This window comes from Thermoactinomyces sp. FSL K6-2592, from assembly GCF_038006465.1.
GTDB lineage: Bacteria > Bacillota > Bacilli > Thermoactinomycetales > Thermoactinomycetaceae > Thermoactinomyces > Thermoactinomyces vulgaris.
The window spans coordinates 1,976,038-2,000,928 of the sequence record NZ_JBBOVH010000001.1; the positions used below are offsets into that span (position 1 = coordinate 1,976,038).

Below are 24,891 nucleotides of genomic sequence, written 5' to 3' on the forward strand. Positions count from 1 at the left end.
GAGAAAGGAGCAAGACCAGACATGAATCAACGGAAAAATCGAAACAAACCGACACGGGTACGTTACGCCATTTTGGCACTCATTTTTGTAAACGTTGTCATCAACTATATGGATCGAAGCAATATCTCCGTGGCCGCCACGGCGATCAGTCAAGATTTGCAATTGAATTCGGTCCAATTGGGACTCATCTTTTCTGCCTTTGGTTGGGCGTATGCCGCTCTCCAAATTCCAGGTGGATGGTTGGTAGACCGACTTGGTCCCCGAATCATCTATAGTCTTTCTTTGTTTACTTGGTCGTTAGCGACCCTTTTTCAAGGCTTTACCAGAGGGTTTGCTTCTTTATTTGGGCTTCGTTTTGCAATTGGGGCATTTGAAGCCCCATCCTTTCCGACCAATAACAAAATTGTGACCAGTTGGTTTCCGGATCGTGAAAGAGCTTCGGCCATTGGAATGTACACCTCGGGTCAATTTGTTGGTTTGGCATTTTTAACTCCATTGCTTGTGACGATCCAACACTTCTTAGGTTGGCGAGGATTATTGATTGTAACCGGTCTGATCGGGATCATTTGGTCTGCCATTTGGTATTTGATTTACCGCAATCCTTCCGATAGTCGAAAAGTTAACCAGGACGAACTGGACTATATCAAAGAAGGAGGCGGATTAATCGATACAAAAGATTACCTAACCAACAAAGATAAAAAGAAATTTCAATGGAGTGATTTAAAAGAAGTCTTTACCCATCGCAAGCTTTGGGGGATTTATCTTGGACAATTTGCAGTCACTTCCACCTTATGGTTCTTCTTGACTTGGTTTCCCACATACCTCGTCGAATATCGGGGACTGGGCTTTATTCAATCTGGTTTTTTAGCTTCTATTCCCTTTTTAGCAGCTTTTGTAGGTGTATTGATTTCTGGATTCTTGTCTGATTATTTGGTGAAACGAGGCATTTCCATGGGGGTTGCTCGCAAGACACCAATCATTGTCGGGCTGTTCCTTTCCATTTCCATTATAGGAGCCAACTTTGTAAACAGTGCTGCTCTCATCATTTTCTTTATGACCATCGCTTTCTTTGGAAATGGACTCGCATCCATCACCTGGGTGCTCGTCTCTTCCCTTGCCCCCAAAAACCTGATTGGGTTAACCGGTGGTGTTTTCAACTTTATTGGTAACCTTTCTTCCATTGTGGTCCCTCTGGTCATTGGATTCTTAATCAAAGATGGCAATTTCGCTCCAGCGCTGATCTTTATTGGTACCATGGCTTTAATCGGTGCATTATCTTATATTTTTCTGGTTGGAAAAGTGGAACGGATTGCTGTCCATGAGGAGAATCCAGCAAGCTCTTCTGCTTCATCTTTATAAGTTCTTTCTTAAAGAGGCTGTCTAATCAGCCTCTTTTTCTTTCATTTTCTAGTACACACATTTTCTCCCGAAATCCTTCACGATAATGAGAAAACAAAACAAAAACAGCATGAGAAGGATCAAACCGCCGGAAATGAAAACCAACCGCCTGTGATTCTGTTTTACAACCCTTATACCGGGGAGTAAGATGATCTCAATCTTCAATAAATCTCTTCATAAAAATCGCTGAATCCCATGATGGGAGCGGGGGAACCACCTATTCCGGGGTGAATCCCGGGCAAGCTGTTTTGTCCGGGTAGGGTGACTCTCAACACCCGAATCCGTCAGCTAACCTCGCAAGCGTTCTGAGAGGAGGAGTGACATCGTGTTGAAGCCACGGTTTCTTTTGTGGTGCAAAAAAAGCCGCAGGAAGTCTTCCTTCTTGCGGCTTATTGTATAAGGCAAGGTGGTTATCAATATATTTCCTTACGTGATTCCAAGATCCCATAATCATCTTAATAAAAGGAAGTGAATGGCTTTGAATTATGTTTTGCGTTTTGAGGAAATGGATCGCCACAGCTTGCCGATGGCCGGGGGAAAAGGGGCCAATCTGGGAGAATTGGCCAACGCCGGATTTCCGGTACCCCCCGGGTTTTGCATCACCACCGGCGCTTACCGCCGGATCATTGACGAACGGGATGAACTCAAAGATTGGTTGGATCACTTGAATGAGCTGCAACCCGATCAGTTGGACACCATTCGTTCAATCGGACAAAAAGTGCGGGAATTTTTTGAGTCCCTGGAATTTCCCGCTGCGATAAAATCTGAAATTATCAAGGCTTGGGAGGAATCGGGAACGGAGCATGCCTATGCCGTCCGCTCCAGCGCAACGGCGGAAGACTTGCCCCATGCCTCTTTTGCCGGCCAGCAGGAATCCTACTTAAACATCAAGGGGGAAGAACCGCTTTTAAAGGCCGTCAAAAAATGCTGGGCCTCCCTTTTTACCGACCGGGCCATTGTCTACCGCCTCAAAAACGGTTTTGATCATCACTCCGTTTCCTTGGCCATTGTCGTCCAACGGATGGTCTTTCCGGACGTTTCAGGCATCCTGTTCACCGCTGACCCGGTCACGGGACACCGGCGCACGGTCTCCATCGATGCCGGTTTCGGGTTGGGGGAAGCACTGGTTTCCGGGATTGTAACCGCCGATTTGTACAAAGTGCGGGACAATGAAATCATCCAAAAACAAATTGCCAAGAAAGAAAAAGGGGTTTTTCCTCTCCCGGAAGGCGGTACCGAAGTCCGGGAACTTTCTCCGGAACTTCGCCAAAAACAGGTGCTCCCGGATGAAAAAATTCTTGCCTTGGCAGCGTTGGGGAAAAAAGTGGAAAAACATTTCGGCTCGGAACAAGATATAGAATGGTGTTTGGAAGGCGATAACCTTTACCTGCTTCAGAGCCGGCCGGTCACTTCCCTTTATCCCGTCCCTGCCGCCGGAAAAAATGAAAACTACCGGGTTTATCTGTCCATCGGCCATTCGCAAATGATGACCGATTACATGAAACCGCTCGGGATCTCGGTTTTTCAGTCACTCATTCCCTTGGATAACGAAACGACGCTTATGGAAGCCGGAGGGCGCCTTTTCTGGGATTGTTCCGGTTATCTGTTCTTAAAGCCCGTGCAGCGGAAGATTCTGCAAAGCACCCTTGCCGATGACAACATCCTGGTGCTGAAAAAAGTGATCCAAAGCAAAGATTTCAAGCGGCTCGCGCCCAAACGGGGAATCTTAAAGCACGCTTTGCGTCCGACCAAAGCGATTATGGGGATCTACAGAAACGCCATCCCCAGAATCATCCGGACCTGGTATTTTGAAGATGCAAACCGGATTGTGAAGCGGGCCTACTCCACTTTTGAACAAGATCTGGCCCGCTTCAAAAAAGAATTGTCCAAATACACCGGGGCCGTACGCATCCGGTTGATCCGGGATCATACCTTGTTCCAAACCATTCCCGATCCGTTGGCCTATACCTACACCGGAATGATCGCTCTTGCGGTAATCAAAAGCAAAATCAAAAAATGGCTGGGCGAAGAGGCTTGGGATCACGCCATCGAAAAGTCTCCCCCCGGCAATATCACCAGCGAAATGGGGCTGATGATCGGGGATTTGGCGGATGCAGCCAGACGTTATCCCGACGTGGTCCGCTATCTGGAGCAAGCAGAAGACCACAACTTTTATGAAGGGCTAAACCAAGTGGAAGGCGGTAAAGCTTTCCAAGCCGAACTGGACCGGTTCATGAAAAAGTTCGGGATGCGGGCACCCGGTGAGATCGACATCACCCGGGTCCGCTACAAAGAAGCGCCCGCCATGCTCATTCCATCCATTCTCAGCCATATGAAAAACAATGCCCCCGGGGAGCACCGCGAAAAATTTAAACAAGGGGAAAAAGAAGCACAGGAAGCCATCCGGTCTTTGCTGGAAAAAATCAAAGCAACACGCGGCGGAGCCCGGAAAGCCAGGAAACTTTCCCGGTGGATCGCCATCTTCCGGAACACGGTGGGCATCCGTGAATTGCCCAAATATATTATGATCCGCTATTTTGAGCTGTACCGGGAAGCGATTTTGGAAGAAGCGCAAAAACTGAGTGAAAAAGGTATCCTGAAACAAAAAGAGGATGTCTTTTACCTCACACTTGACGAACTGATCCAACTGTTGGAAAACCGGTTGGCCGGGGACGAAGCTATCAGACGTATCGACAGGCGCAAAGAAGAGGAAAAAGTATACCGGAATTTCACGCCTCCCCGGATCATCACCAGCGAAGGGGAAACCTTCCATGGAGGGATGGAAAACAAAGATGCCCCGCCGGGCGCTCTGGTGGGCATTCCGGCATCAGCCGGGGTGGTGGAAGGGTATGTCAAAGTCATCCGCCGGTTGGAAGAAGGAACATTAAACAAAGGAGAGATCCTGGTCGCTCCCTACACCGATCCTGGTTGGACCCCCTTGTTCCATTCCGCCAAAGCGCTCATCACCGAAGTCGGGGGATTAATGACCCACGGATCCGTCGTTGCCCGGGAATACGGCATCCCCGCGGTCGTCAGCGTGGAAAACGCAACCCATATCTTAAAAGATGGCCAATACATCCGTGTTGACGGAACCAACGGCTATGTCGAAATTCTGGAGGATATAAAGGAATAAAAATAAGGTTTCAACCAAGCCAAAGCCCGCTCCTTCTTCACCGGTGCGGGCTTCTTTACAACAATTATGCAATCAAGTCCAACAATTGTTCTCTTTTAATCTTCTTTTCACTTCCTGCCGGATAATGTTTCAGCAGGTATTCCTTTAAACACTTGGCCCACTCTTCTTGGTAGCCTTCTGTTTTTGCTATTTCTTTTGTAAATTCATCAATTATTTCATCATCAACGATTTCAATGGGTTGTGGGACAAAACAATCATCACCATACTCAAATTTATACGCCTGCCAGATGGTGTACTCCAATGCATAATTGATGCATAACCACATACCTGCCTGCTGAGAATTTTCCTCATCCACTGCATCTTCATAAAACATGGAGACTCCGCCATCTTCTTCATTGTCAAATACAAGGTAAAGATCACCGCCATCATATTTCTTCTCTTCGACCCATGCCCAGCACATATCAACGGCTTTTCGGGCATCAGCGGGACCTTTGGTTACTTGATCCAAGATTTTCTCTGTTAAACTCAATAAATAAGCCACCCGAGCCTCTTCATTGATTTGGGTGTACCAACTCATGGCACCTCTTTCACCCTTTCCCGGGAGTATGAATCTGCAAATATGCAGCTTCGGCCTCTTCATTTACCTTTTCATGCCACTTCACCCTTGATGGATCGTTGACATGACTTTTAAACACATCGGAACGATTTTTTCATTTTTTAAGGACTCTGTGTGCTAAATCTTCCCAAATTAGTGCATCGTCAAGTTTTCCTGTTTCAAAGAAATGTTTAAAAGCTTGAATCATCGGATCATATTCCACCAACCATTCCTTGTTATAATCCGCTCCCACTCCTTGGGTTGTGATCATTTCAAATTCTTCATCTCGTGTTTGAACCTCAGGATTTGCCAAACAATATTGTATGCGATAATCAAATTCTATCGGGAAAAATGATACTGCGTACAGTCGGCGACCATCGATTTCATTTCCCCCGGTGACGGTCATGTCGCCAAAATCCGGGTTGGTTAAATATAAAGTATCAAAGTAATCACAACCCACTTGGTCCCCATCCACTTGATCCAAGTAACTTTTGATTTGTTTCCAATCCGGATTTTTAATCTTTTCTTTCCCGCCACCTGGCTTGAAAATAGTTAGTTCCCATTTACTCATTCGATCACCTGTTCAATCATACTTTACCGATAAGGCGATTTTTACGGCCTCTTCAAGTTTATTTTCAGCTACAAATTCCTCAATTCGCTTCGATTCTTCATCCCAATCCGGGCCATACGCATAAATGAAACGGGCAAATGCGATGATTACATCTTTGTCCAGAGATCCTAGCATGAATGCTTGGTGAAATAAGTCAAATGCCAAATCAACTCGCAATAAATACACAATTGCTGGATATGATTTAATAATGTCTTCGATTTCATCCTTGGATGCCGATGTTTCCAAATACCCCCTGATTTCGCCAATCAATGCCTCACATTTTTTCTCCAACAGTGGATATTTTCTCAAATCAATGTCATATTCTTCAGATTCAGTGATTTCCAGCAGTCTTTTTAATCGGGTGTACAGACAGTTCATCTATTATTTTCCCCCATTTACAAATCCGCTTGCATTTTTAACCAAGCCAAAGGCCTGCTTCGGTGAAAAAGAACAAGCCTCACTTATACTTCTATTCAATCATACATTTATACAATCAAAGCCAACAATTCTTCTCTTTTGATTTGCTCGTCACTTCCGGCTGGGTAATTTTTAAGCAAGTGCTCTTTTAAACGCCGGGACCACTCTTCTTGGTAGCCTTCTGTTTTTTTGATTTCTTCCATAAACTGAATATAGGTGGAATCGTCATTGACGGATTCGAGTTCTTGCGGACCATGATGTTCCTTGTTTTCAAATATTAATGCTTGCTTTAAGGTATAAGATACGGCAAAGAACAAACACCAATACGCCGATTCCGCTTGCAAATCATCTTGGAAGACACCGTCCAAAGTTGAAAGAACATAAAAACCCTCGTCTTCATCCGTCAGTCCATCATACATGGCATAAGAATCATGCATCTTCGCCTCAACCCATTCCCAACAAAGATTGATGGATTTTCTGATAACCGCATCCCAATCATCACCAAAATCCAATGGTTCCGATATTTTTTCTGACAACGTTAAATAATAAGCGGCTTTTGCATCCATGTTTACTTTCTGATACCATTTCCCCATCAAGATCCCCCGTCACATTGATAATTTTCAAAATCCACATTCTCCAGAAAGCCAATCTGATTTTAAAGGATTCGGTCAAATCCATCCATGATTTCCAAAAATTCATAAACGGTTTCCCAAGTTGGATTGGAAAAAACTTTGAATTTATCTTGAATGCTTAATCCTCCATCGTCTTTATGAAATTAACTTCAACAATTCTTCTCTTTTGATTTGCTTATCACTTCTGGCAGGGTAATTTTTTAGCAAGTATTCTTTTAAGCGTTCAGACCATTCTTCTTGATAACCATGAATTCGCTTTATTTTTGCCATAAAATCCATTTCAATCGATTCATCACTCACCAAGTCAAGGATTTGCGGAAGATAATCTTTCTTTTCATACTTATAAGCTTGCCACATTATGTAACAAATTGCTTCCAGAATCGTATGGAGAATGAGCATGAATTGCGGGCTTTCCGCCACTTCCTTCTCTCCTTCAATAAAAATGAGTCCGTCTTCTTCGTCATCAAACTGATAATACAGATCATCTGCACCATACTTTTTCCCTTCAACCCATTCCCAACACATATCCATCATGTTCCGAATCAATTGATGCCACGGGTAACTTCTTGTCAAAACCAATATCTTTTCCGATAAGCACAATACATAAGCTGCTTTTGCATCCTCACTGAGATGTTCATACCAAGCGATGGCAAGTCCCGCCTTTCCAACTTTTAGAATTCCAAACATGATACCGGTCAAGCGATCATCGGAGGGACGATGAAAGCTGGCGGAATCGTGGGAAGAGAAGTTGTTCGGAGAGTGATCCGAAAAGAATAACCACCCTTCCCTTCCAAATTTTCCGATGGGCATGCGCTAAGAAAATCAAAGAAAGAGATGAGCCAACCTTTTTTCATCGCATAGGACCTGAAAAAGTGTATGGATTTTTTCTATAAGTTTCCGCCAAATTCGGATCATACAAAAAAGTGTTCATGATGGTCAACGCGTTATGAAAATTTACTTTCCCTTTTTCCATGATGAACTTTAAATCAACACCTTCAACATTAAAATTAGATATGCTCCGATCCTTCATCCACTGATCCATCGTTTCCTGAAGCAGATCGTCCAATTTTTTCAGGTTTTCTATGATAAAGGATGTTTTCGATTCCTCAATTCCTTCTTCTTCAATCAAAACAGATTTAAGTTGATTTTCATCAAAACTCAGCAAAAGTTCTCCCTCCTAAGCTAACTTTCAAGATAATAAAATAAAAAATCATCCAAAATATAAGTATAATTAATTATAGTTTAAAAAATCAGGAGGTAAACAAATGCTTGAATTCAATGAGAGAAAATTAATCAGAGTTTTAAAGAGAAGGATGGCATAATCATGAAATTAAAGCGATGATATCTCTTTTAGACAAGGTGACGGATCGGCTTCAAAAGCCTTTTAATGAATGGCTGGATCATCAAGCCGTCTCTGATGAACCACTGGTTGAAGGGTTGAGTATACGAACCATCATGAAGTTGCGGAAGTGCCATTTTTTGAATACTTTGACGATCCCCTTGGCAAAGCAATATAAAAACCTTTTTCAAAGCGTGGAGATAAATGAATAAAGCGAACAAAGAATTGGTTTCATGATTGAACTGAAGATTGAGTAAACTCAACGCCAAAAAGAAATCCGCCTGCGACTATTCAATTAAAAGAAGAGGCGGAAAAGCGGAAGTAAATAGGGATGTTTATGAAAGACTTTCTGGTCTTCGACAAGTGCTAATCAAATCGAGATAAGTAGGAGCAGAAGGATTTGGAAAATCAACCGGACCTCATGATGAACATTGTGTTTGCCCAAAGAAGGAATTTAAGAGCAAGGTGGAACAACCCAGGCAGCACAATCGATACAGATTCTTCCAAATTAGAAATATCAAATTTTTTTCAGATCAGTTTCAACAACTCTTCTCTTTTAATCTTCTTGCCGCTTCCGACTGGGTGGTTTTTAAGCAAATATTCCTTTAAACGTTCGGACCATTCTTCCTGGCAGCCATCCACTTCTCTGATTTTTTCCATAAAGAGCTCGATGGATTGATCACTTTCGCTTTCCAGCATGGGGGAAAATAATCTTGCTCTGTTTGATAAGCTTTCCATATCACATAACAAATGCCGTCAAATATGCAGAAAAACAGAGATTTTAGTGCAGGATTATCAACCACTCCCGGATAGTGCTCAATGAAAACCAGTGCATCATCTTCATCAGCAAACACGTCATAAATCTCCACCGCACTGTATTTACGATGTTCAACCCATTCCCAGCACATATCCATCACGTTCCGAATCAGGCGATGCCATGAGTAATTTCTTGTCAAAACCAACATCTTTTCTGATAAGCACAATACATAAGCCGCTTTTGCATCCTCACTGAGATGTTTTTACCATGCGATGGCAAATCCCGCCTTTCCAACTTTTTAAATTCTCGAAGAAAAGTCTCACATCACTCTGATTATTTCCTTATTGGATATATAACTTATGACAGGATTCCCCTTCAAGGTGATCAAGCCAAAACGAAAACCCGCTCTTTTTTACCGGTGCGGGCCGTTTTATCATCGAAACAACGTCCATGGATTTATGAAATCAACTTCAACAATTCATCTCTTTTGATCTTCTTGTCACTTCCGGTCGGGTGATTTTCCAACAGGTACTCTTTTAAGCGTTCGGACCATTCTTCTTTATACCCATTTACCTTTTTTATTTTCTGGTTAAACTCTTCATCCATAAATTCATCATCATTAATTCCAACGGGTTGTGGAAATGCTTCCCCTTTCATTTCATACGCCTGGCGGGCAGTATATAACACAGCATCAACCGCACACGACCAAATCAGTTCTGCTTGAGGACCGTATGCATTATCAGCTGCAAAAGACATTCCTTCAATATAAATCAATCCATCTTCCTCCTCATTATCTGCTGTTTCATAAAGATCATCGCCACTGTACTGTTTTTCTTCCACCCACTTCCAACACTTATCAACCGCCTCTCTGACCATCTTAAACCAATCATAGTTTTCAATCTCACTCATATGTTTTTCCACCAAAGCCAAAGCATAAGCTGCCTTTGCATCTGACCTGACATTATTCACCCATTCTATCCATTTCATTAAATATCCCTCCATTGCATTTGCATTATAAACAGAGTATGTCATTCAAGCTATTTAAAAGGTGATATGGAGTATCATTCCTCAAACCGTTGATTCATGGCAGATATCATGCTTTCTCGATGAACTTCCTTGTGATTCTCTTTCGGGGAATGTGCCAAACTCTGCTTATAAAAATTCCGGTTGATCATTCTTCCCAGATATCTTCTCCCAAGATAAAATCTGCAACGGAATAAGTTTTTAAATTCTTTCAAAATATAAAGTTCTTTATTTCGTCGCAATATTTACTAGTCAACCCACTTCAATTTATCCGTTAGATTTCCGGAATTATAAAATTCTTCAAATGCAATAATAGCCGTGTTTAAAGGAACAAGCAAACGCTGTGGAAAATCAATGCCTGTTTGTTGGCAGCTAATATATTCATACTCATCTATATTTTTCACCCTCATATTTTCCACTACCAAATGAATGGAATTGTTCTCCGGACTGTATTGAACAGCATAAAGGCGTCGGCCTTTTATCTCATTTCCTCCCATTAAAGTTAACTCCCCTTTGCCAACCACCTTTAATCCAATTAAATCAATGTTTATTCCATCAACTTGTTTCATCACTTTTTTTACTTGATCCCAAGATGGATTTTCCATTAATGTTGAGCCTGTTTCGTTATAAATATGGAGTTGAATATTGTTCATTTTCATCACCAAGACTTTCTTAATTTTTCTTTATCTACTTTTAAGATTTCAGACCCGCTCGGGATGATAACTTCCAGTTCTTCCAAACCAACTTCGACCATCATTTGACGTACATTTCTTTTGCATGATATTTAGCAGCCCAGTTGGTTCCTTTTTGTTTAGGCAGCCTTGAATCCATTCATTCCTAATCCCTTTCTTGATATTTTTTTGGATTATCATCTCCCCAACCATTTCGCCGCCAAATTCGTTTCCCATCCACTTCCAATACCGCTGATCAATTCAAAAACGAAAACCCGCTCCATTTTAACGGTGCGGGTCTTTTTATGATCACCAAAACAGAATTATGAAATCAATTTCAACAATTCTTCTTTCTTGATCTTCTTTCCACTGCCTGCCGGGTGGTTTTTAAGCAGGTACTCTCTTAAGCGTTCCGCCCATTCTTCCTGATAGCCGTCTACTTTCACTATTTTTTCCATGAACCAATCTATCCCTTCCTCATCAACCAATTCTACAGTCTGTGGAACATATTCTTCCCCTTCGTATTCATAAGCCTGAGATGTAACATAAGCCAAAGCCGTCGTTACACAAAACCACATTGCTTCTTCTTGAGGATCAGGTTGATCATCTACAAAATCTACCCCTTCGATATGAATTAACCCATCACCATCTTCATTATCCAATCTCAAATAAAGCTCATCTGCATGATGCTTTTTCTCTTCCAGCCATTCCCAACACATATCCATGGCTCTTCTTGCCAAACCATACCAATGGTATTTTTCGGTTTGATGCATCATTTTCTCTGTCAAGGTCAAGAGATAAGCCACTTTTGCGTCTGAACTGACATTTTCAAGCCATTCCATCCTGAAAAAACTCCTTTTGTGATTTTATGTCTTGATAGATAATTTATAATTTCCTCAACTTCTTACGCACAAAATCTTTAGTGGAATCCTCAATAATTATCCAAGCATAGTCAAACAGATGAATTTCTTCTTTTCTCTCTTGGCTCAAATCAAGTCATCGCCTAATTCAATAAGGGGAACCGGTATGGTTGCTCCGCAATTTCATCCACCAAATCATAATCTTCCCAGATATCTTCTCCCAAGATCAAATCTGCGATGGAATGAGGATCCATGATCCGATTTCATAAAACTAACCTAGTTAATACACAAAAAGCCATATCCAATTTGTAAGTAAAATTCCCTTAACACTTTTGGAAATATAATTCATTAGAAACAAAGCCCAACTGTTATCTTTAACAAAACTAATAACCCGCTCCCTTTTCTTTTTTCTGGAGCGGGTCTTTTTACCTCCACGGAATTATGCAATCAAGTTCAACAATTCTTCTCTTTTGATCTTCTTGTCACTGCCTGCCGGGTGGTTTTTAAGCAGGTACTCTCTTAAGCGTTCCGCCCATTCTTCCTGATAGCCGTCTACTTTCACTATTTTTTCCATGAACCAATCAATTACTTCATCATCTGTCATTTCTATCGCCTGTGGAACATATTCTTCCTCTTCATATTCATAAGCCTGCCATGTAACATAAAACGCCGCCTGTGTTACACAAAACCACAGCGCCTTTTCTTGAGGGTCCGGTTGATCATCGACAAACGCCACCCCTTTGATATGTGCTAATCCATCCACATCATTGTCTATTTTCAAATAAAGTTCATCTCCACTATGCTTTTTCTCTTCCAGCCATTCCCAACACATATCCATGGTTCTTCTGGTCAAGCCATACCATTTATAATTTTCTATTTTATGCATGATTTTCTCTGTTAATGTCAGCAGAAAAGCCACTTTTGCTTCTGAACTCACATTCTCAATCCATTCCATCCCAGGAAACCTCCTGATTTTCATTCAATATATTTACCATTTTTCAATCTAAAGAATTGTCTTCCAACAGCTTTTTTTCCTTCTACTATTTCCGATGTAACTACTATTTCAAGCTTAGGATACATCTTGCTAAATTCCAAGAATATACCGCTCTTTGCATCAGGGTTTGTAATTCCCGCAATACATGCCGGACATGCTCCTCTAGGGTTTGATTGATGGATATATAGCTTTCCAGATACTTCTTTTGGATTTAATTTAGCCTCTTTTACTGCAGCTTCAAATTCAGCCATGACATATTCTTCAGCATGTCTAGACATTTGCGGACTATCAAACGGTGACTTAATTGATCTGTTTGGATATTTTTCATCCAAAGGAACTAACCCGGCTTCTTTTGATGCTTTTTTTATGGCACCAGGCGAAGCACCTTTAAACAATCGATCTTCCAATCCTTTAACATCTGTTCTGGCAACAGCAAGGGTATGTTTATTATGACCTACTTTTCCTCTCAAATTTTTCAAGTCTTCTTTCAGAATGTCTGTTATGCCTGAATAATCACATTTAATATTTGTCGCCAAGAACAAAGCATGGTACCCTCTGGTTGGCTGTACAGCAAAACAATCGTCAACTTTGTTGAAAATATTTTTGACAATCGGGGTTTTGGCCAGAACCGGTTCCAATTGCTGAACAGCTTTATTGATCGCTGGTTGGGCAAAGTGAACCACGGCGACGGAGCCGGCTCCAAAAACTCCTGCCAAAATGGCATTTTTCCAATTGATCTTCCGCCCATGCAGGATATCGTCTGTCACACTGGTTCCGGCACCCTCAACCGATCCGAGGAATCCGCCTTTGCCAAACACTTTTTGCAGAGGTGCCGGCAATTTGGAGACCAGTTTCTGTCCTCCTTGCAGAACAGACCCCAATACTTTGGAATTCTTAGCACCCATGACCAGCTTTTGCCCGATGCCGCTCGTCAATGCCCGGGAAGCTCCTGCCGTGATACCTCCTCCAACCAATCCCAAAATGCCGCCAATGGCCGCCTCCAAGAAAGTGTTCTTATTAATCCCGCCATTTAAAACGGCACTGACTAAGAAGGATATACCCATTCCCCACAGAATGGCCGCACCCAATCCAGACGTGAGCGGAAAAAGACATAATACAACACCAACCACTAAAACGACGGCAAAAGCAATATATTCTTTATATTTTTTCACCCATTCCCAAGCCGATGACAGCGTATCAATCACAACTTCTGCCATTTTGGAGCAAATCTTGGTGAACCAATCCCAAAAGGCAGCCGCTTTCTCTTTGGTCCATTCCCATGCTCCTGAAATTTTGCCCTTGAACCAATCTCCAACCTTTGACAATGATTCGGTAAACTTATCCACAATTCCTTTCTTTTTTTCAACCGGAGGGGATGAGACCGGTTGTTCCTTCTGAACCGGGTCTTTTTGTTCGAATTGATCGAAATCTTCGTTAATTTCAGGAATATTAATTCCCCCGTCAGCATGTACAAGGTCATGAACCCAGAAGGCTGTTCCCACCGAGACGATCAGCAACAAAAGGAGAAACCGTACAAAATATTTTCCCATATCTTCGACGGGTACGAAAATCCGTAACCCCGTTTCCTCCTTTCTTATTTCTCTAAATACATTGTACAGGAAACAATTAATAATTTTAAAAAGTATTATTCTCCTTGGCAATTATATTTATATATAAATTTTTATAAATAGTGCATGAATTTGTTGATGACAATTGCGATAAAAAATAAGCCGAAATAAACCTGCTTATTGCAGGAAGGTTCAATCATTGGACTAAATTGCTGTTGCACGGTTTAAAGGTCACTTCTGTATAGCAAAGATCCGTCAATTAAAAACCATGGAAAAAAATAAATCCCACTCTGTTGAAGAAGGAGCGGGATTCTTTTCATTTATGCAATCAACTTCAACAACTCTTCTCTTTGGATCTTCTTGTCACTGCCCGCCGGGTGATTTTTCAGCAGGTACTCTTTTAAACGTTCGGCCCATTCTTCTTGGCAGCCGTCTATTTTTGTTATCTTTTCTGTAAACTCCTGAATCGACAAATCACTTTCGCTTTCAAAATACTGTGGCACTGATTTCTCCCCTTCGTATTGATACGCTTTCCAAATGGCATAACAAAAACCGTCAAATATACAGAAACAAAGATATTTTAATTGTGGATTGGATTTAACTTCCGGGTAACACTCTATGTAAACCATCGCATCATCTTCATCGTCAAATTCATAATAGATATCATCGGCACTATGTTTTTTCTCCTCCACCCATTCCCAACACATCTTCAATAATCTCCGAATAAGTCTGTACCATTCATAATCTTTTGTTTGTTCCGCAATCTCTTCTGTCAAAGACAATACATAAGCCACTTTGGCATCGTCAGTTATGTTTTCATACCAAATCATCATGAGCCCCTCCTCAACCAGGATTATAAAAACAAATTCCGCTCCGGTTAAGAGAGCGGAATTCTTTTCATTTATACAATCAACCTCAACAATTCTTCTCTTTGGTTCTCTTTGTCACTTCCGGCCGGGTGATTTTTCAGCAGGTACTCTTTTAAGCGTTTGAACCATTCTTCTTGGCAGCCGTTTACTTTTCGGATATTTTGCATAAACGCTTTCTCCATATATTCATCATCAATGGGTTGTATTTCCTGAGGGGCTTCATGTTCTCTTTTTTCAAAGAGGAGTGCTTGCTTTACGGTATAAGAAACAGCCAAAAAAAGGCACCAATAGATAAATTCTTCCTGCGAGCCTTCTTCGAAATCGTCATATTCCAGTCCAATAATATAAAATCCCTTATCTTCATCAGCCAATTCCAAGTACATGAGATAGGAATCACCCTTTTTATTCTCTGTCCACTCCCAACACATATCCATGGATTTTCTCACAGTGGAAAACCAGTCATATCCGGCTAATTTATCGAGGACCTTCTCAGATAAGGCCAAATAATAAGCCGCTTTCGCATCCATATTTACTTTCTTATACCATTTCTCCATCTTAATCCTCCGATTTATTAAAATCCCGTCACTCCCTGTCGTCTTTGTCCCTGCAAAGTCCCATGATCTTTTTCACTTGTTCCATGTCCATGTGTTCACGGATCCATTGCGCCAGCAAAGAGTAAATCTTTTCCCTTTCTTCCCTTCTTCGTTTCATCGTTTGTTTCCGTTTTGGCAACCCTTTTTTCAAGTGGAGATGGCAGATCCAATGCACGGTAAAGGAAGGATTGTCAAAAACGCCGTGAAGTCCGGTTCCCCACACTTCTCCGTCTTCGGAAACCGCGCCGTCGAACCGGCCGTCGGACAGCTCAAACAGTGGAGAAACTCCCGCGGATTTCCGGGGGCGGGCGGAATGAATCTCATATCCTTCCACCGGGTCCGGTCCTCCCCAAGCGGCCAAAGGTTTTGCTTGGCTCCGGCTGGTTGGTGTGTTGAAATTCCATTGTATTTCCATGGGAAGAAGCCCCAAACCGGCCTCTTCGCGTTCGGACTCACAATCAGGATAAACCCATTTCGTCCCCAACATGGGAAAGCCTCCGCCGATCCCGATAACCGAACTTCCTTGTATTTTTAACACCCGGATTTTTTCTTCCAGTCCGGTCTTTTTCAGCCAGGCAAAATCTTCTTTCGGATTTTCCGTCCCGGGCAGAATGATGACATCTGGTCTTCCCAGTTCCCGGGCCGCTTTTACAAACCGGACAGACAAATCCGGATGATCCATGAGCGGGGAAAAATCCGTGAAGTTGGCAATACGGGGAAAACGGATCACGGCCACATCCAGATCGGCCGTTTCTTTTTGGTTTCCTTTTAACGCCAGTTCGGTGAGCGACAGGGAATCTTCCGGATCGATGCCAACCTCCACATAAGGAAGGACACCCAAAACCGGGATCCCGGTTCGCTGTTCCAGCCATCGGATTCCCGGTTCCAATAATGATTTGTCTCCACGGAATTTATTGATGATGATGCCTTTCACCCGCCGCCGCTCGTCCGGCTCCAGCAATTCCAAGGTGCCCACAACCGAAGCGAACATGCCCCCGCGGTCAATGTCGGCGATCAGCAAAACCGGCGCATCCGCCATCCGGGCCGTCCACATGTTCGCGATATCCCGCTCTTTCAAATTAATCTCCGCCGGACTCCCTGCTCCTTCCATCACCAGAACGTCATAATCCCGGGATAACCGGTTCAACGACTGTTGAACGGAAGCCAGAATCGAATCCAGTTCATGATGGAACGAACCGGCACGGAGTTCGGCAAAACGGCGCCCGTGCAAAATCACTTCCGACACCATTTCTCCTGTGGGCTTCAGAAGTACCGGGTTCATATCGACCGTGGGTTCAATTCCCGCCGCCTCCGCCTGAATGCCCTGTGCCCGGCCGATTTCCCCTCCATCCCGTGTCACATACGAATTTAAAGCCATGTTTTGCGACTTAAACGGAGCCACCCGAAAACCTTCTTCAAAAAAATAACGGCAAAAAGCCGTGCATATCACACTTTTTCCGACATCGGAAGCCGTTCCTTGCAGCATGATGGCCTTCATCTTGTTACACCTCTCTTTTGCGATCATGTTTCGTTTCATTATTGCACATTTTCATTCTTTTTCCCTTTTATAAAACGATGCTCTCTTCGCTCCCGCCAATGAAAACTGTGACGGCACTGAATGTGCAAAGAAAAAAAGTCCCCCAACGCAAGCCGGCATATTGATCCGAAAATCCGTAATCGGCCGAGAAAACCGGCTGCAGAAAAAAAGCATTTCCTCAACCCTGTTGAAGAAATGCTTTTCATTGTTATTGCTATGGAAGGCATTTGATTGCCATGGATTCAACGGGCAAGCCCTTTTGATATCGTTCGATAAAGGCTTCATATCCGGAAACTCCTTCAGGCTCCGGAGATAAGATGGTGCTTTCAAGGTTCGCAAAAACTTCCCGGTCCAAAAAGTCCTCCAAATTTTGATACTGATCTTTTCGTTTGGCGTAAATCGCCAGCAAAGCCATCCCCCAAGCTCCGCCTTCCCCCGCTGTACTCATTACCGCAATAGGTGTATTTAAGGCGTTGGCCAGAACTTGCTGGGCAATGCCCGGCGTTTTAAACAGACCTCCTTGGGCAATAAAGAATTCTGTTTCGATTTGCTCTTCCTTTTTCAGGATATCCATCCCGATTTTTAACGGGGCCAAGGCTGCATACAACTGAGCCAGAACAAAATTTGGCAAGGTAAACGTGCTGTCGGGATTCCTGACAAAAAGCGGGCGTCCGGCAGGCATTCTGGTAATATTCTCCCCGGACAAATAACTGTAATTGACCAATCCCCCTGCATCGCAATCCGCCTTGGCTGCAGCCTGAAACAATGTTTCATATAATTTATCCGTATTTATATCCACACCCAAGCATTCTGCAAACTCTTTAAACAGATTGGCCCAAGCATCAATATCCGATGAGCAATTGTTCGTATGGACCATCGCCACAGGGGTGCCATCGGGTGTCATGACGATGTCGACATCTCTGTAAACTTTTTTCAATGGTTTATTCAATACAATCATGGAAAAAGCAGAGGTTCCGACTGATATATTTCCTGTCCGTTTACGAACACTGTTGGTGCTGACCATCCCGGTTCCGGCATCCCCCTCCGGAGGAACCATCAAGCTGCCTTCTTGAAGCTTGCCGCCGGCATCCAGCAACCGGGCCCCTTCCTTGGTCAATCTCCCTGCGCACTCACCTGCTTTTAAAACTTCCGGCAAAATCTCTTTTATCTTCCATGGATAAGACGCCACATTTTCCAGACTCTCAAACCGTTTTAAAAGGCCGGCAGAATAAGTTCCGGTCACTTCGTCGATGGGGAAAACCCCTGAAGCATCTCCGATTCCCAACACCTTTTTTCCGGACAGCCTCCAGTGAACATAACCAGCCAAGGTGGTAATAAAATGAATGTCTTTTACATGGGGCTCTTGGTTTAAGATGGCTTGATACAGATGGGCAATGCTCCATCGTTCCGGAATATTAAATTGAAACAAGTCGGTTAATTGGCTGGCGGCTCGTTCTGTGATGTTATTACGCCAGGTTCGAAACGGGGTTAACAAATCTCCGTTTTTCGAAAAAGCCAAATATCCGTGCATCATGGCACTGACACCGATGGCGCCGATCTTGGTGAGAGGGACCTGGTACTTGCTTCGGACTTCTTTGGCAAGTTGCGCATAACTGCTTTGAATCCCTTCCCATACTTCATCCAATGCATACGTCCATATTCCATTTTCAAATTTATTCTCCCAGACATAACTTCCCGTCGCAATTGTATGAAAATCATCTGTTACCAATACAGCTTTGATACGCGTCGATCCCAATTCAATGCCTAACGTGACATCCCCCTGTTTAACGGCCTCTGAAACTTTAACCAAATCCACTTCATTCACCCCAATCTATTCGTACCCTTCTCAAATTTCTCAATTTCTTCCAAAGTATGGCCACGTGTTTCCGGAACGCGTGTGCGGATAAACAAAACACCGAGTAAACAAATAATACCGAAGATTGCAAATACTGCTTCTTGAGACATTGAAGCCGTCATAATCGGGAACAACAGTCCCACCAAAAAAGAACCGATCCAGTTAAAAGACGAAGCCAATCCGGACGCCCGCCCACGGATTAACAGCGGGAAAATTTCCCCTACGATTACCCAGGTCAACGGAGCCCAAGTAAATGAATAAAAAGCGACATAAATACTCAAAAAAACAACGATCATCATCGGGTTTGCATCTGGAATCAACACATTCATCACAGCCGGGAAAATAAAAGACAATCCCATGATGGTTCCGCCTATGGTCAATAAAGCCCGGCGGTTAAATCTATCCGCAATCAACAGGAACACAAGGGAACCCAACACCAGAATGATCCCTTGAATTATCGGCCACATCAATGCGGATTTTGCCGCATGCCCTGTTGCTTTTTCCACAATCAAGGGAATGTAATAGAAAATGGCGTTCGCTCCCTGAAATTGTTGAAAAGCGGCAATCCCGACACCGGCAATGACCAAATAGCGATATTTGCTCTGAAAAAGCGTACTCCATGATGCTTTTTGATTTGCCTTTTTTTCCTCGATCACGGTTTCTTGAATTTGTTTTATTTCGGATTCGATTTGTTCCGGGTCCTGACGAATATAGCCCAATACTTTGCGGGCTTCATTCAGTTTGTTGTTTTTTATCAGAAAACGGGGAGACTCCGGCAGCCGCAAAACACCGATAAACAGAATCAAAGCGGGCAGGGCGGCCATTCCCAACATCATACGCCAAGCCATGGTTACGGATAAATCTTTCAATAAATAATCAACAATATATGATAGCAACATTCCGGAAACGATCATGGTTTGGTTAATTCCTGACAAACGGCCGCGCAATTTTGCCGGTGCCATTTCCGACATATAAGCCGGGACCAGCGCTGAAGCGGCTCCGACAGCCAGTCCCAATAAAATCCGGACACCGGCCAAAAAATAGATTCCATTGTGCGGGGCAATCCCTGACAAAACAGAACCAACAACAAAAATCAGGGAAGCAATTAAAATCATTTTTCGTCGTCCCAAACGGTCTGAAAGTTGTCCGGCCAAAGCCCCTCCGAAAATCGCCCCAAACATCAGAGAAGAAGTGATCCAACCAATTGCACCGGCATTGTTCTGCAGATTCCAATCATGTTCCAAAAAAGGCAATGCCCCCGTCATCACACCGATATCATAGCCAAAGAGGATACCGCCAAAAGCCCCGAAAAAATAGATAAATCCACTGGGAATTTTCTTATCATTCGCCATTCCTGTCCCTCCTCGTGTTGACAGCTTACTGACTTGCCCTTCTTTCATGTAACAATATCGGACAAACAAATAAAACGTTTTCAAAAATGTGTTTGGCCTTGTTTTCCCTGAAACCATGAACGGGAAAGTGACCAAGATCCCCTTTTCCAAGAAGGATCCCTTCCGGGGAATCCGATTCCCCGGAAGCTGTGATTACTTGATCACCACGTATTCTGCACCGACAAGTTTTGCGTAAGTGACGATCTGATCCGTTGACAAATCCAATGAAACCACGGTATGATGACCGCCTCCGTTCTCAATCCAGGCCTGAACCCCGTCATGAAAATTCGGCTTGACGCGCCAAAGCACACGGGCCACCGGAAGTTTTGGCGCAGGAACGGTCGGCTCAAATGCGGAAACTTCATTGATCAACAATTTGAAATGCGTACCGAAGTCCGCCATTGAAACAACAACGCCATCCCCCGCCTTTCCGTCAAACACCAATCGGGCCGGATCCTCACGATTGCCTATCCCCAAGGGAGATACAACAATTTTCGGTTTGTTCTTTGCCAGCGCGGGATCCACTTCCAGCATATGGGATTGAAGCACATACTCTTGACCACTCGCCAATTCATACGTGTAATCTTCCATGAAACCGGTTGAACCGTTGCGGCTCATGATTTTGAGCAACCGGTTGAGTGCCGCCGTCTTCCAATCCCCTTCGGCGGCAAAGCCGTATCCTTGGGCTGTCAAACGCTGCACGGCAAGCCCCGGGAGTTGTTTCATGCCGTGCAAATCTTCGAAATTTGTTGTGAAAGCATTGTAACCCCGCTCATCCAAAAAGCGCTTGATGGCGATTTCATAACGCGCCTGAACTTTCACGCTTTTCTCCCAATCTTCCTTACTGTACGTCCCGTAATCAAATTCATAAAGGTTTGCATACTCTTCAAATAAGGCATCAACTTCCTCATCTTTGACGGCATTCACCTCTTGAACAAGATCGCCGATGCCATAGTAATCAACAGTCCATCCAAATTGAATCTGCGCTTCGATTTTATCCCCTTCGGTTACCGCAACATTGCGCATGTTGTCGCCAAAACGGGCTACTTTAATCTGGAAGCTTTCGTTATAAGCAACTGCCACATCCATCCATTCCGCAATTTGCTTCTGTACTTCCTCGCGTTTCCAGTATCCGACAACCACTTTATTTTGTTTTTTCAAGCGGGCATTAATGAAACCATATTCACGGTCGCCATGCGCCGCCTGATTCAGGTTCATAAAATCCATGTCAATCGTTTCCCAAGGAATGCTTTCATTGAATTGTGTTGCTAAATGAAGCAATGGTTTTTGCAATAATTTTGTCCCGCGAATCCACATTTTTGCGGGCGAAAACGTATGCATCCATGTGATGACTCCGCAAACTTCGTCCCGATAATTGACTTCTTTCATGATGTTCGTGATTTTGTCGGCACTCACGGCCAAGTCTTGCAACACAATCGGGTACGGCAATAAACCGCTTTCATTTAATTCATCCGTTATGGTTTGTGCATGCGCTTTCACCCTGGCCAACGTTTCTTCCCCATAGAGATGTTGCGAACCCACGACAAACCAAAATTCCCGTCTTTTCGGCGTTGACATCGTACCCCTCTTTTCTTTATTTTCTTTTAATTTTGTCCGTAATAGGCATTTTTTCCGTGTTTTCTATAATAGTGCTTATCTAAAATATGTTTCGGCAATTCTTTTGCAAAGTGATTTAATTCTTGTGTAAAGAAATTCATTTTTGAAATTTCTTCAAGCACGACACTATGCATGACCGCCGATCTTACATCTTTCCCCCATGTAAACGGACCATGTCCTTTTAACAAAATCCCGGGAACGGCCAAGATATCCAATCCCCGTTCTTCGAATGTTTCAATAATCACGTTTCCCGTTTCTGTTTCATATCCGCGTTCAATTTCTTTTGGCGTCAGATAACGGGCGCATGGAATGGAACCGTGGAATGTATCTGCATGCGTGGTTCCCATCGCGGGAACATCCAAACCTGCCTGAGCCCAGATGGTTGCCCATGTCGAATGCGTATGCACAATCCCGCCAATTTCCTCATAATGCTTATAGAGCACCGCGTGAGTGGGTGTGTCCGATGAAGGCTTCAGCTTACCTTCAACCACATTGCCTTCCAAATCAACCACCACCATGTCACCGGGCTTCATCGTTGCATAATCAACACCACTGGGTTTAATCACAAATAAACCGCTTTCACGATCAATCGCACTTGCATTCCCCCAGGTATATTTCACCAGCCCGTGTTCAACCAATTGCAAATTGGCTTGAAACACTTCTTCTTTCAGCTGTTCCAACAATTTCATCCCTCCGGTTTCCGACTTAAAATCAATGGTTAAAAACAACCACCGGGGAGCGCTTTTAAGGTAAGTATATTTTTTATACGTACATATGTCAATCTTAAACAAAATATGTGCATACATCTTCTACAAAATAAATGAAAATCTCATTTATATTTATGTATTAACAAACGAAATGAATGACGCCGATTACGATTATTGGAAATTTGTTCGCACCAATTGTTTAACCGCTTTCGATTCATTTCACATCATGTTAAGATATGTCCATACAAATTTTTAAAACGGAAGCAAAGAACAAACAACTGTCAGGAGCAGTGGTAATATGAAACCAAAGTATCAAGCAATCATCGATGACATCAAAAGTAAAATTCTTTCCGGGGAATACAGTGTTGGAGAACAAATCCCCACGGAGTCAGCCTTGCAGGAAATATACAAAGTCAGCCGGCACACCGTGCGAAAAGCCATTTTGGAACTGTCAAAGGAAGGCTTTTTAAGAAGCAACAAGGGGTCCGGAACCTATGTCAGCAATCAGTTCCAAATAAAGTCGGGGGCCCACTCAAACCAAAAAACCATCGGGGTGATCACAACCTATATTTCGGATTATATTTTTCCTTCCATCATTCGGGGCATTGAAAGAAGACTGAATGAGGATAACTATTCATTGCTGTTGGCCAGCACCAATAATGAGATCGAACAAGAAAAAAAGGCTTTGGAAATGATGTTGTCTTCCGGCATCGACGGATTGATCGTCGAACCCACCAAAAGCAACTTGTACAATCCCAATATTTCATACTACTTGTCATTAAAGAAACAAAACGTTCCGTTTATTATGATCAATGCTTATTACAATGAATTGGATGTCCCTTTTCTTTGTCTGGATGATGTACAGTCCAGTTATCTTGCAACCAATGAATTGATTTCCAAAGGACACACGCAAATCGGACTCATTGCAAAAATGGATGATTTACAGGGTAAGCACAGAATGAAAGGGTATATCAAAGCGCTCGAGGAAGCCCGACTCCCTTTTCAGCCGGAGTTGGTCTTATCATTCAATACAGAGACAAAGCCGGCTTTGGGCATGAACTTAAAAGATTTCCTGAACAAACATCTGAATGAATTGACGGCCATTGTCTGCTACAATGACGAGGTCGCATTTGAATTGGTAAATGTATGCAGACAACTTGACATCCCGGTTCCGGACAAATTGTCAATTATTGGTCAGGACAATTCTTTTCTCGCCAAAACCTCTTTTATTAAGCTGACGACATTGACACACCCGCAAGAACAAATGGGTTATGATGCTGCCAATTGGATTATTAAGAAATTACAGGGTAAAAAGGATTTACCTTACCAAACCTATTATCAACCCAGATTAATCGAAGGTGAAACAGTGAAAGAATTGAATAAAGAGAACCCCTGATAATTTCCATAAACATAAAACAACCCCGCTCGAAACTTCACTGAGTCCGGTAAATTAAGCGGGTCTGTTATGTTTCAGTGCACACACCTTGCCAGATTTGGCAACAATCCATACAGCTAAATGGATCCTCTCCAACCGTGACATGGACAAATAAAAAAGAGGGGATGTTCCCTCTTTTAATACGGCCGGTCGCCAACAGTTCGGCTTGTTTTTTCTCCAATTCTTCTTTTGTCATGAAATCGCTGAAAGCCGGGGTAAAGTCGTGAATGGCGGTCAGCCCGTCGATGCTCTCCTTGATCTTGTCGGGTAAATTGTCATAGGCGGCTCCCATGTCTGCCCACAGTGTATCGCCCCCAACCGGCGGAACCTTGATCATTTTCAACAGGCAAGCTTTTGCCGGACGGGGCCGGAAAGTCACATCGGTATGCCAGATATTTTCGTATCCGGCTTGCTTTTGATCCCTGGCAAACCGGACAAATTCCTTGGACTCGCCTTGCGGCAAAAAAGGGTGAACCTCCAGTTCTCCCCATAACCGTGCAAAAACTTTCAGTTGTTCACTGGTGACGTTTTGATTTCGGAAGAAAAGCACCTTCCACTCAAGCAGCGCCCGGTTCAATTCGGCTTGCAGCTCCGGTGTGACAGGCCCGCTCAAGTTGACCCCGGCAATTTCAGCACCGATTACCGGCGTGAGCGGCTTCACTTTGAACAGGGTATAAGGGCGCTCCTTTGTTCCTTCCGGCAAACGGCGTAAATGGCGCGGACCGACATGATCTTCCCGGTTTTCAAACTTGAGCGGACGGGAATCTCCGGAAATGAATCCAGACATGGCACCTGCTCCTTTCAACGGGATTTCCAAACAAAAAAGGAGGTCCCAATCCGGCCGTAAAAGCCGGGATACAGGAACCTCCAGTGATCTGGTCGGATAATTA

At 43.4% G+C, this 24,891-nt stretch carries 23 protein-coding genes, 1 pseudogene and 1 riboswitch; of the genes and pseudogenes, 3 read left to right on the forward strand and 21 right to left on the reverse strand.

Translation table 11 applies throughout. The annotated features are described in order from the left end of the window. Positions 1-21: 21 nt before the first annotated feature. Together NYE37_RS10345 and NYE37_RS10350 are read left to right on the forward strand one after the other, a co-directional pair. The gene (locus tag NYE37_RS10345; RefSeq protein ID WP_049719836.1) at positions 22-1,359 is read left to right on the forward strand and encodes an MFS transporter; all 1,338 of its coding nucleotides are present in this window, start codon (positions 22-24) and stop codon (positions 1,357-1,359) included. A gap of 213 nt (positions 1,360-1,572) precedes the next feature. Further along, positions 1,573-1,715: riboswitch (cyclic di-AMP (ydaO/yuaA leader) on the forward strand. Between the two features lie 155 nt (positions 1,716-1,870). Continuing rightward, a complete protein-coding gene (locus NYE37_RS10350) occupies positions 1,871-4,531 on the forward strand; it encodes a phosphoenolpyruvate synthase (RefSeq protein WP_445330302.1) in 2,661 nt (886 codons plus the stop codon). A gap of 64 nt (positions 4,532-4,595) precedes the next feature. On the opposite strand, the gene NYE37_RS10355 is transcribed toward NYE37_RS10350, so the two are convergent. The 20 genes and pseudogenes from NYE37_RS10355 to NYE37_RS10445 all read right to left on the reverse strand — a co-directional run bounded on the left by NYE37_RS10355 (position 4,596) and on the right by NYE37_RS10445 (position 22,542). Then, complete coding sequence (locus NYE37_RS10355; protein ID WP_049719834.1) at positions 4,596-5,108, reverse strand: Imm6 family immunity protein; 513 nt, start codon at positions 5,106-5,108, stop codon at positions 4,596-4,598. Between the two features lie 133 nt (positions 5,109-5,241). Next, a complete protein-coding gene (locus NYE37_RS10360; protein ID WP_037993717.1) occupies positions 5,242-5,697 on the reverse strand; it encodes a hypothetical protein in 456 nt (151 codons plus the stop codon). Between the two features lie 12 nt (positions 5,698-5,709). Further along, positions 5,710-6,114, reverse strand: coding sequence for a hypothetical protein (locus tag NYE37_RS10365; protein WP_049719833.1), 405 nt, complete (start codon positions 6,112-6,114; stop codon positions 5,710-5,712). Between the two features lie 107 nt (positions 6,115-6,221). Next, positions 6,222-6,746: an Imm6 family immunity protein gene (locus NYE37_RS10370; RefSeq protein ID WP_037993721.1), complete on the reverse strand. Its 525-nt coding sequence runs from the start codon at positions 6,744-6,746 to the stop codon at positions 6,222-6,224. Between the two features lie 174 nt (positions 6,747-6,920). Further along, positions 6,921-7,595, reverse strand: coding sequence for an Imm6 family immunity protein (locus tag NYE37_RS10375; protein ID WP_049719832.1), 675 nt, complete (start codon positions 7,593-7,595; stop codon positions 6,921-6,923). Between the two features lie 40 nt (positions 7,596-7,635). Then, positions 7,636-7,950 carry a hypothetical protein gene (locus NYE37_RS10380; RefSeq protein ID WP_049719831.1) on the reverse strand — a complete coding sequence of 105 codons (315 nt, stop codon included), beginning with the start codon at positions 7,948-7,950 and terminating at the stop codon, positions 7,636-7,638. A 702-nt stretch (positions 7,951-8,652) separates the two neighbouring features. Continuing rightward, positions 8,653-8,823, reverse strand: coding sequence for an Ish1 domain-containing protein (locus NYE37_RS10385; protein WP_240790230.1), 171 nt, complete (start codon positions 8,821-8,823; stop codon positions 8,653-8,655). Positions 8,824-8,882: 59 nt separating this feature from the next. Further along, a pseudogene (locus tag NYE37_RS14015) lies at positions 8,883-9,089 on the reverse strand (Imm6 family immunity protein); the annotation flags it as partial. Positions 9,090-9,337: 248 nt separating this feature from the next. Next, positions 9,338-9,883 (reverse strand): Imm6 family immunity protein, encoded by a 546-nt coding sequence (locus tag NYE37_RS10390; protein ID WP_340711973.1) that lies wholly within the window; start codon positions 9,881-9,883, stop codon positions 9,338-9,340. A 269-nt stretch (positions 9,884-10,152) separates the two neighbouring features. Continuing rightward, positions 10,153-10,563 carry a hypothetical protein gene (locus tag NYE37_RS10395; RefSeq protein ID WP_049719827.1) on the reverse strand — a complete coding sequence of 137 codons (411 nt, stop codon included), beginning with the start codon at positions 10,561-10,563 and terminating at the stop codon, positions 10,153-10,155. Between the two features lie 335 nt (positions 10,564-10,898). After that, on the reverse strand, positions 10,899-11,417 hold the full coding sequence (locus NYE37_RS10400) for an Imm6 family immunity protein (RefSeq protein ID WP_340711974.1): 519 nt from the start codon (positions 11,415-11,417) through the stop codon (positions 10,899-10,901). Positions 11,418-11,874: 457 nt separating this feature from the next. Further along, positions 11,875-12,390 (reverse strand): Imm6 family immunity protein, encoded by a 516-nt coding sequence (locus NYE37_RS10405; RefSeq protein ID WP_340711975.1) that lies wholly within the window; start codon positions 12,388-12,390, stop codon positions 11,875-11,877. A 20-nt stretch (positions 12,391-12,410) separates the two neighbouring features. Further along, positions 12,411-13,949, reverse strand: a complete 1,539-nt coding sequence (locus NYE37_RS10410; protein ID WP_340711976.1) for a hypothetical protein — start codon at positions 13,947-13,949, stop codon at positions 12,411-12,413. Between the two features lie 368 nt (positions 13,950-14,317). After that, positions 14,318-14,827: an Imm6 family immunity protein gene (locus NYE37_RS10415; protein ID WP_049719825.1), complete on the reverse strand. Its 510-nt coding sequence runs from the start codon at positions 14,825-14,827 to the stop codon at positions 14,318-14,320. Between the two features lie 71 nt (positions 14,828-14,898). Next, entirely contained in the window at positions 14,899-15,420 is a 522-nt protein-coding gene (locus NYE37_RS10420; RefSeq protein WP_340711977.1) for an Imm6 family immunity protein, read from the reverse strand. A 28-nt stretch (positions 15,421-15,448) separates the two neighbouring features. Further along, positions 15,449-16,957, reverse strand: coding sequence for a cobyric acid synthase (locus NYE37_RS10425; protein WP_340711978.1), 1,509 nt, complete (start codon positions 16,955-16,957; stop codon positions 15,449-15,451). A 253-nt stretch (positions 16,958-17,210) separates the two neighbouring features. Next, positions 17,211-18,812, reverse strand: a complete 1,602-nt coding sequence (locus tag NYE37_RS10430; protein WP_037993813.1) for a xylulokinase — start codon at positions 18,810-18,812, stop codon at positions 17,211-17,213. Positions 18,813-18,817: 5 nt separating this feature from the next. After that, on the reverse strand, positions 18,818-20,203 hold the full coding sequence (locus NYE37_RS10435; RefSeq protein WP_037993748.1) for a sugar porter family MFS transporter: 1,386 nt from the start codon (positions 20,201-20,203) through the stop codon (positions 18,818-18,820). A 192-nt stretch (positions 20,204-20,395) separates the two neighbouring features. Further along, positions 20,396-21,820 carry an L-arabinose isomerase gene (gene araA, locus NYE37_RS10440; RefSeq protein WP_037993750.1) on the reverse strand — a complete coding sequence of 475 codons (1,425 nt, stop codon included), beginning with the start codon at positions 21,818-21,820 and terminating at the stop codon, positions 20,396-20,398. Positions 21,821-21,846: 26 nt separating this feature from the next. Then, positions 21,847-22,542 carry an L-ribulose-5-phosphate 4-epimerase gene (locus NYE37_RS10445; RefSeq protein WP_037993814.1) on the reverse strand — a complete coding sequence of 232 codons (696 nt, stop codon included), beginning with the start codon at positions 22,540-22,542 and terminating at the stop codon, positions 21,847-21,849. A gap of 322 nt (positions 22,543-22,864) precedes the next feature. On the opposite strand from NYE37_RS10445, the gene NYE37_RS10450 reads away from it, so the two are divergent. Further along, positions 22,865-23,962: a GntR family transcriptional regulator gene (locus NYE37_RS10450; protein ID WP_340711979.1), complete on the forward strand. Its 1,098-nt coding sequence runs from the start codon at positions 22,865-22,867 to the stop codon at positions 23,960-23,962. 67 nt (positions 23,963-24,029) lie between these two features. Here the strand turns inward: NYE37_RS10450 and NYE37_RS10455 are convergent, their stop codons facing one another. Beyond that, positions 24,030-24,788, reverse strand: coding sequence for a TauD/TfdA dioxygenase family protein (locus NYE37_RS10455; protein WP_340711980.1), 759 nt, complete (start codon positions 24,786-24,788; stop codon positions 24,030-24,032). Between the last annotated feature and the right edge of the window lie 103 nt (positions 24,789-24,891).

What these genes read in the sequence shown, in the direction of transcription:
- NYE37_RS10345 (WP_049719836.1), top strand. Translation starts at nt 22, where the DNA reads ATGAATCAACGGAAAAATCGAAACAAACCGACACGGGTACGTTACGCC.
- NYE37_RS10350 (WP_445330302.1), top strand. Translation starts at nt 1,871, where the DNA reads ATGGCTTTGAATTATGTTTTGCGTTTTGAGGAAATGGATCGCCACAGC.
- NYE37_RS10355 (WP_049719834.1), bottom strand. Translation starts at nt 5,108, where the DNA reads ATGAGTTGGTACACCCAAATCAATGAAGAGGCTCGGGTGGCTTATTTA.
- NYE37_RS10360 (WP_037993717.1), bottom strand. Translation starts at nt 5,697, where the DNA reads ATGAGTAAATGGGAACTAACTATTTTCAAGCCAGGTGGCGGGAAAGAA.
- NYE37_RS10365 (WP_049719833.1), bottom strand. Translation starts at nt 6,114, where the DNA reads ATGAACTGTCTGTACACCCGATTAAAAAGACTGCTGGAAATCACTGAA.
- NYE37_RS10370 (WP_037993721.1), bottom strand. Translation starts at nt 6,746, where the DNA reads ATGGGGAAATGGTATCAGAAAGTAAACATGGATGCAAAAGCCGCTTAT.
- NYE37_RS10375 (WP_049719832.1), bottom strand. Translation starts at nt 7,595, where the DNA reads ATGCCCATCGGAAAATTTGGAAGGGAAGGGTGGTTATTCTTTTCGGAT.
- NYE37_RS10385 (WP_240790230.1), bottom strand. Translation starts at nt 8,823, where the DNA reads ATGCTGGAAAGCGAAAGTGATCAATCCATCGAGCTCTTTATGGAAAAA.
- NYE37_RS10390 (WP_340711973.1), bottom strand. Translation starts at nt 9,883, where the DNA reads ATGGAGGGATATTTAATGAAATGGATAGAATGGGTGAATAATGTCAGG.
- NYE37_RS10395 (WP_049719827.1), bottom strand. Translation starts at nt 10,563, where the DNA reads ATGAAAATGAACAATATTCAACTCCATATTTATAACGAAACAGGCTCA.
- NYE37_RS10400 (WP_340711974.1), bottom strand. Translation starts at nt 11,417, where the DNA reads ATGGAATGGCTTGAAAATGTCAGTTCAGACGCAAAAGTGGCTTATCTC.
- NYE37_RS10405 (WP_340711975.1), bottom strand. Translation starts at nt 12,390, where the DNA reads ATGGAATGGATTGAGAATGTGAGTTCAGAAGCAAAAGTGGCTTTTCTG.
- NYE37_RS10415 (WP_049719825.1), bottom strand. Translation starts at nt 14,827, where the DNA reads ATGATTTGGTATGAAAACATAACTGACGATGCCAAAGTGGCTTATGTA.
- NYE37_RS10420 (WP_340711977.1), bottom strand. Translation starts at nt 15,420, where the DNA reads ATGGAGAAATGGTATAAGAAAGTAAATATGGATGCGAAAGCGGCTTAT.
- NYE37_RS10425 (WP_340711978.1), bottom strand. Translation starts at nt 16,957, where the DNA reads ATGAAGGCCATCATGCTGCAAGGAACGGCTTCCGATGTCGGAAAAAGT.
- NYE37_RS10435 (WP_037993748.1), bottom strand. Translation starts at nt 20,203, where the DNA reads ATGGCGAATGATAAGAAAATTCCCAGTGGATTTATCTATTTTTTCGGG.
- araA (WP_037993750.1), bottom strand. Translation starts at nt 21,820, where the DNA reads ATGTCAACGCCGAAAAGACGGGAATTTTGGTTTGTCGTGGGTTCGCAA.
- NYE37_RS10450 (WP_340711979.1), top strand. Translation starts at nt 22,865, where the DNA reads ATGAAACCAAAGTATCAAGCAATCATCGATGACATCAAAAGTAAAATT.
- NYE37_RS10455 (WP_340711980.1), bottom strand. Translation starts at nt 24,788, where the DNA reads ATGTCTGGATTCATTTCCGGAGATTCCCGTCCGCTCAAGTTTGAAAAC.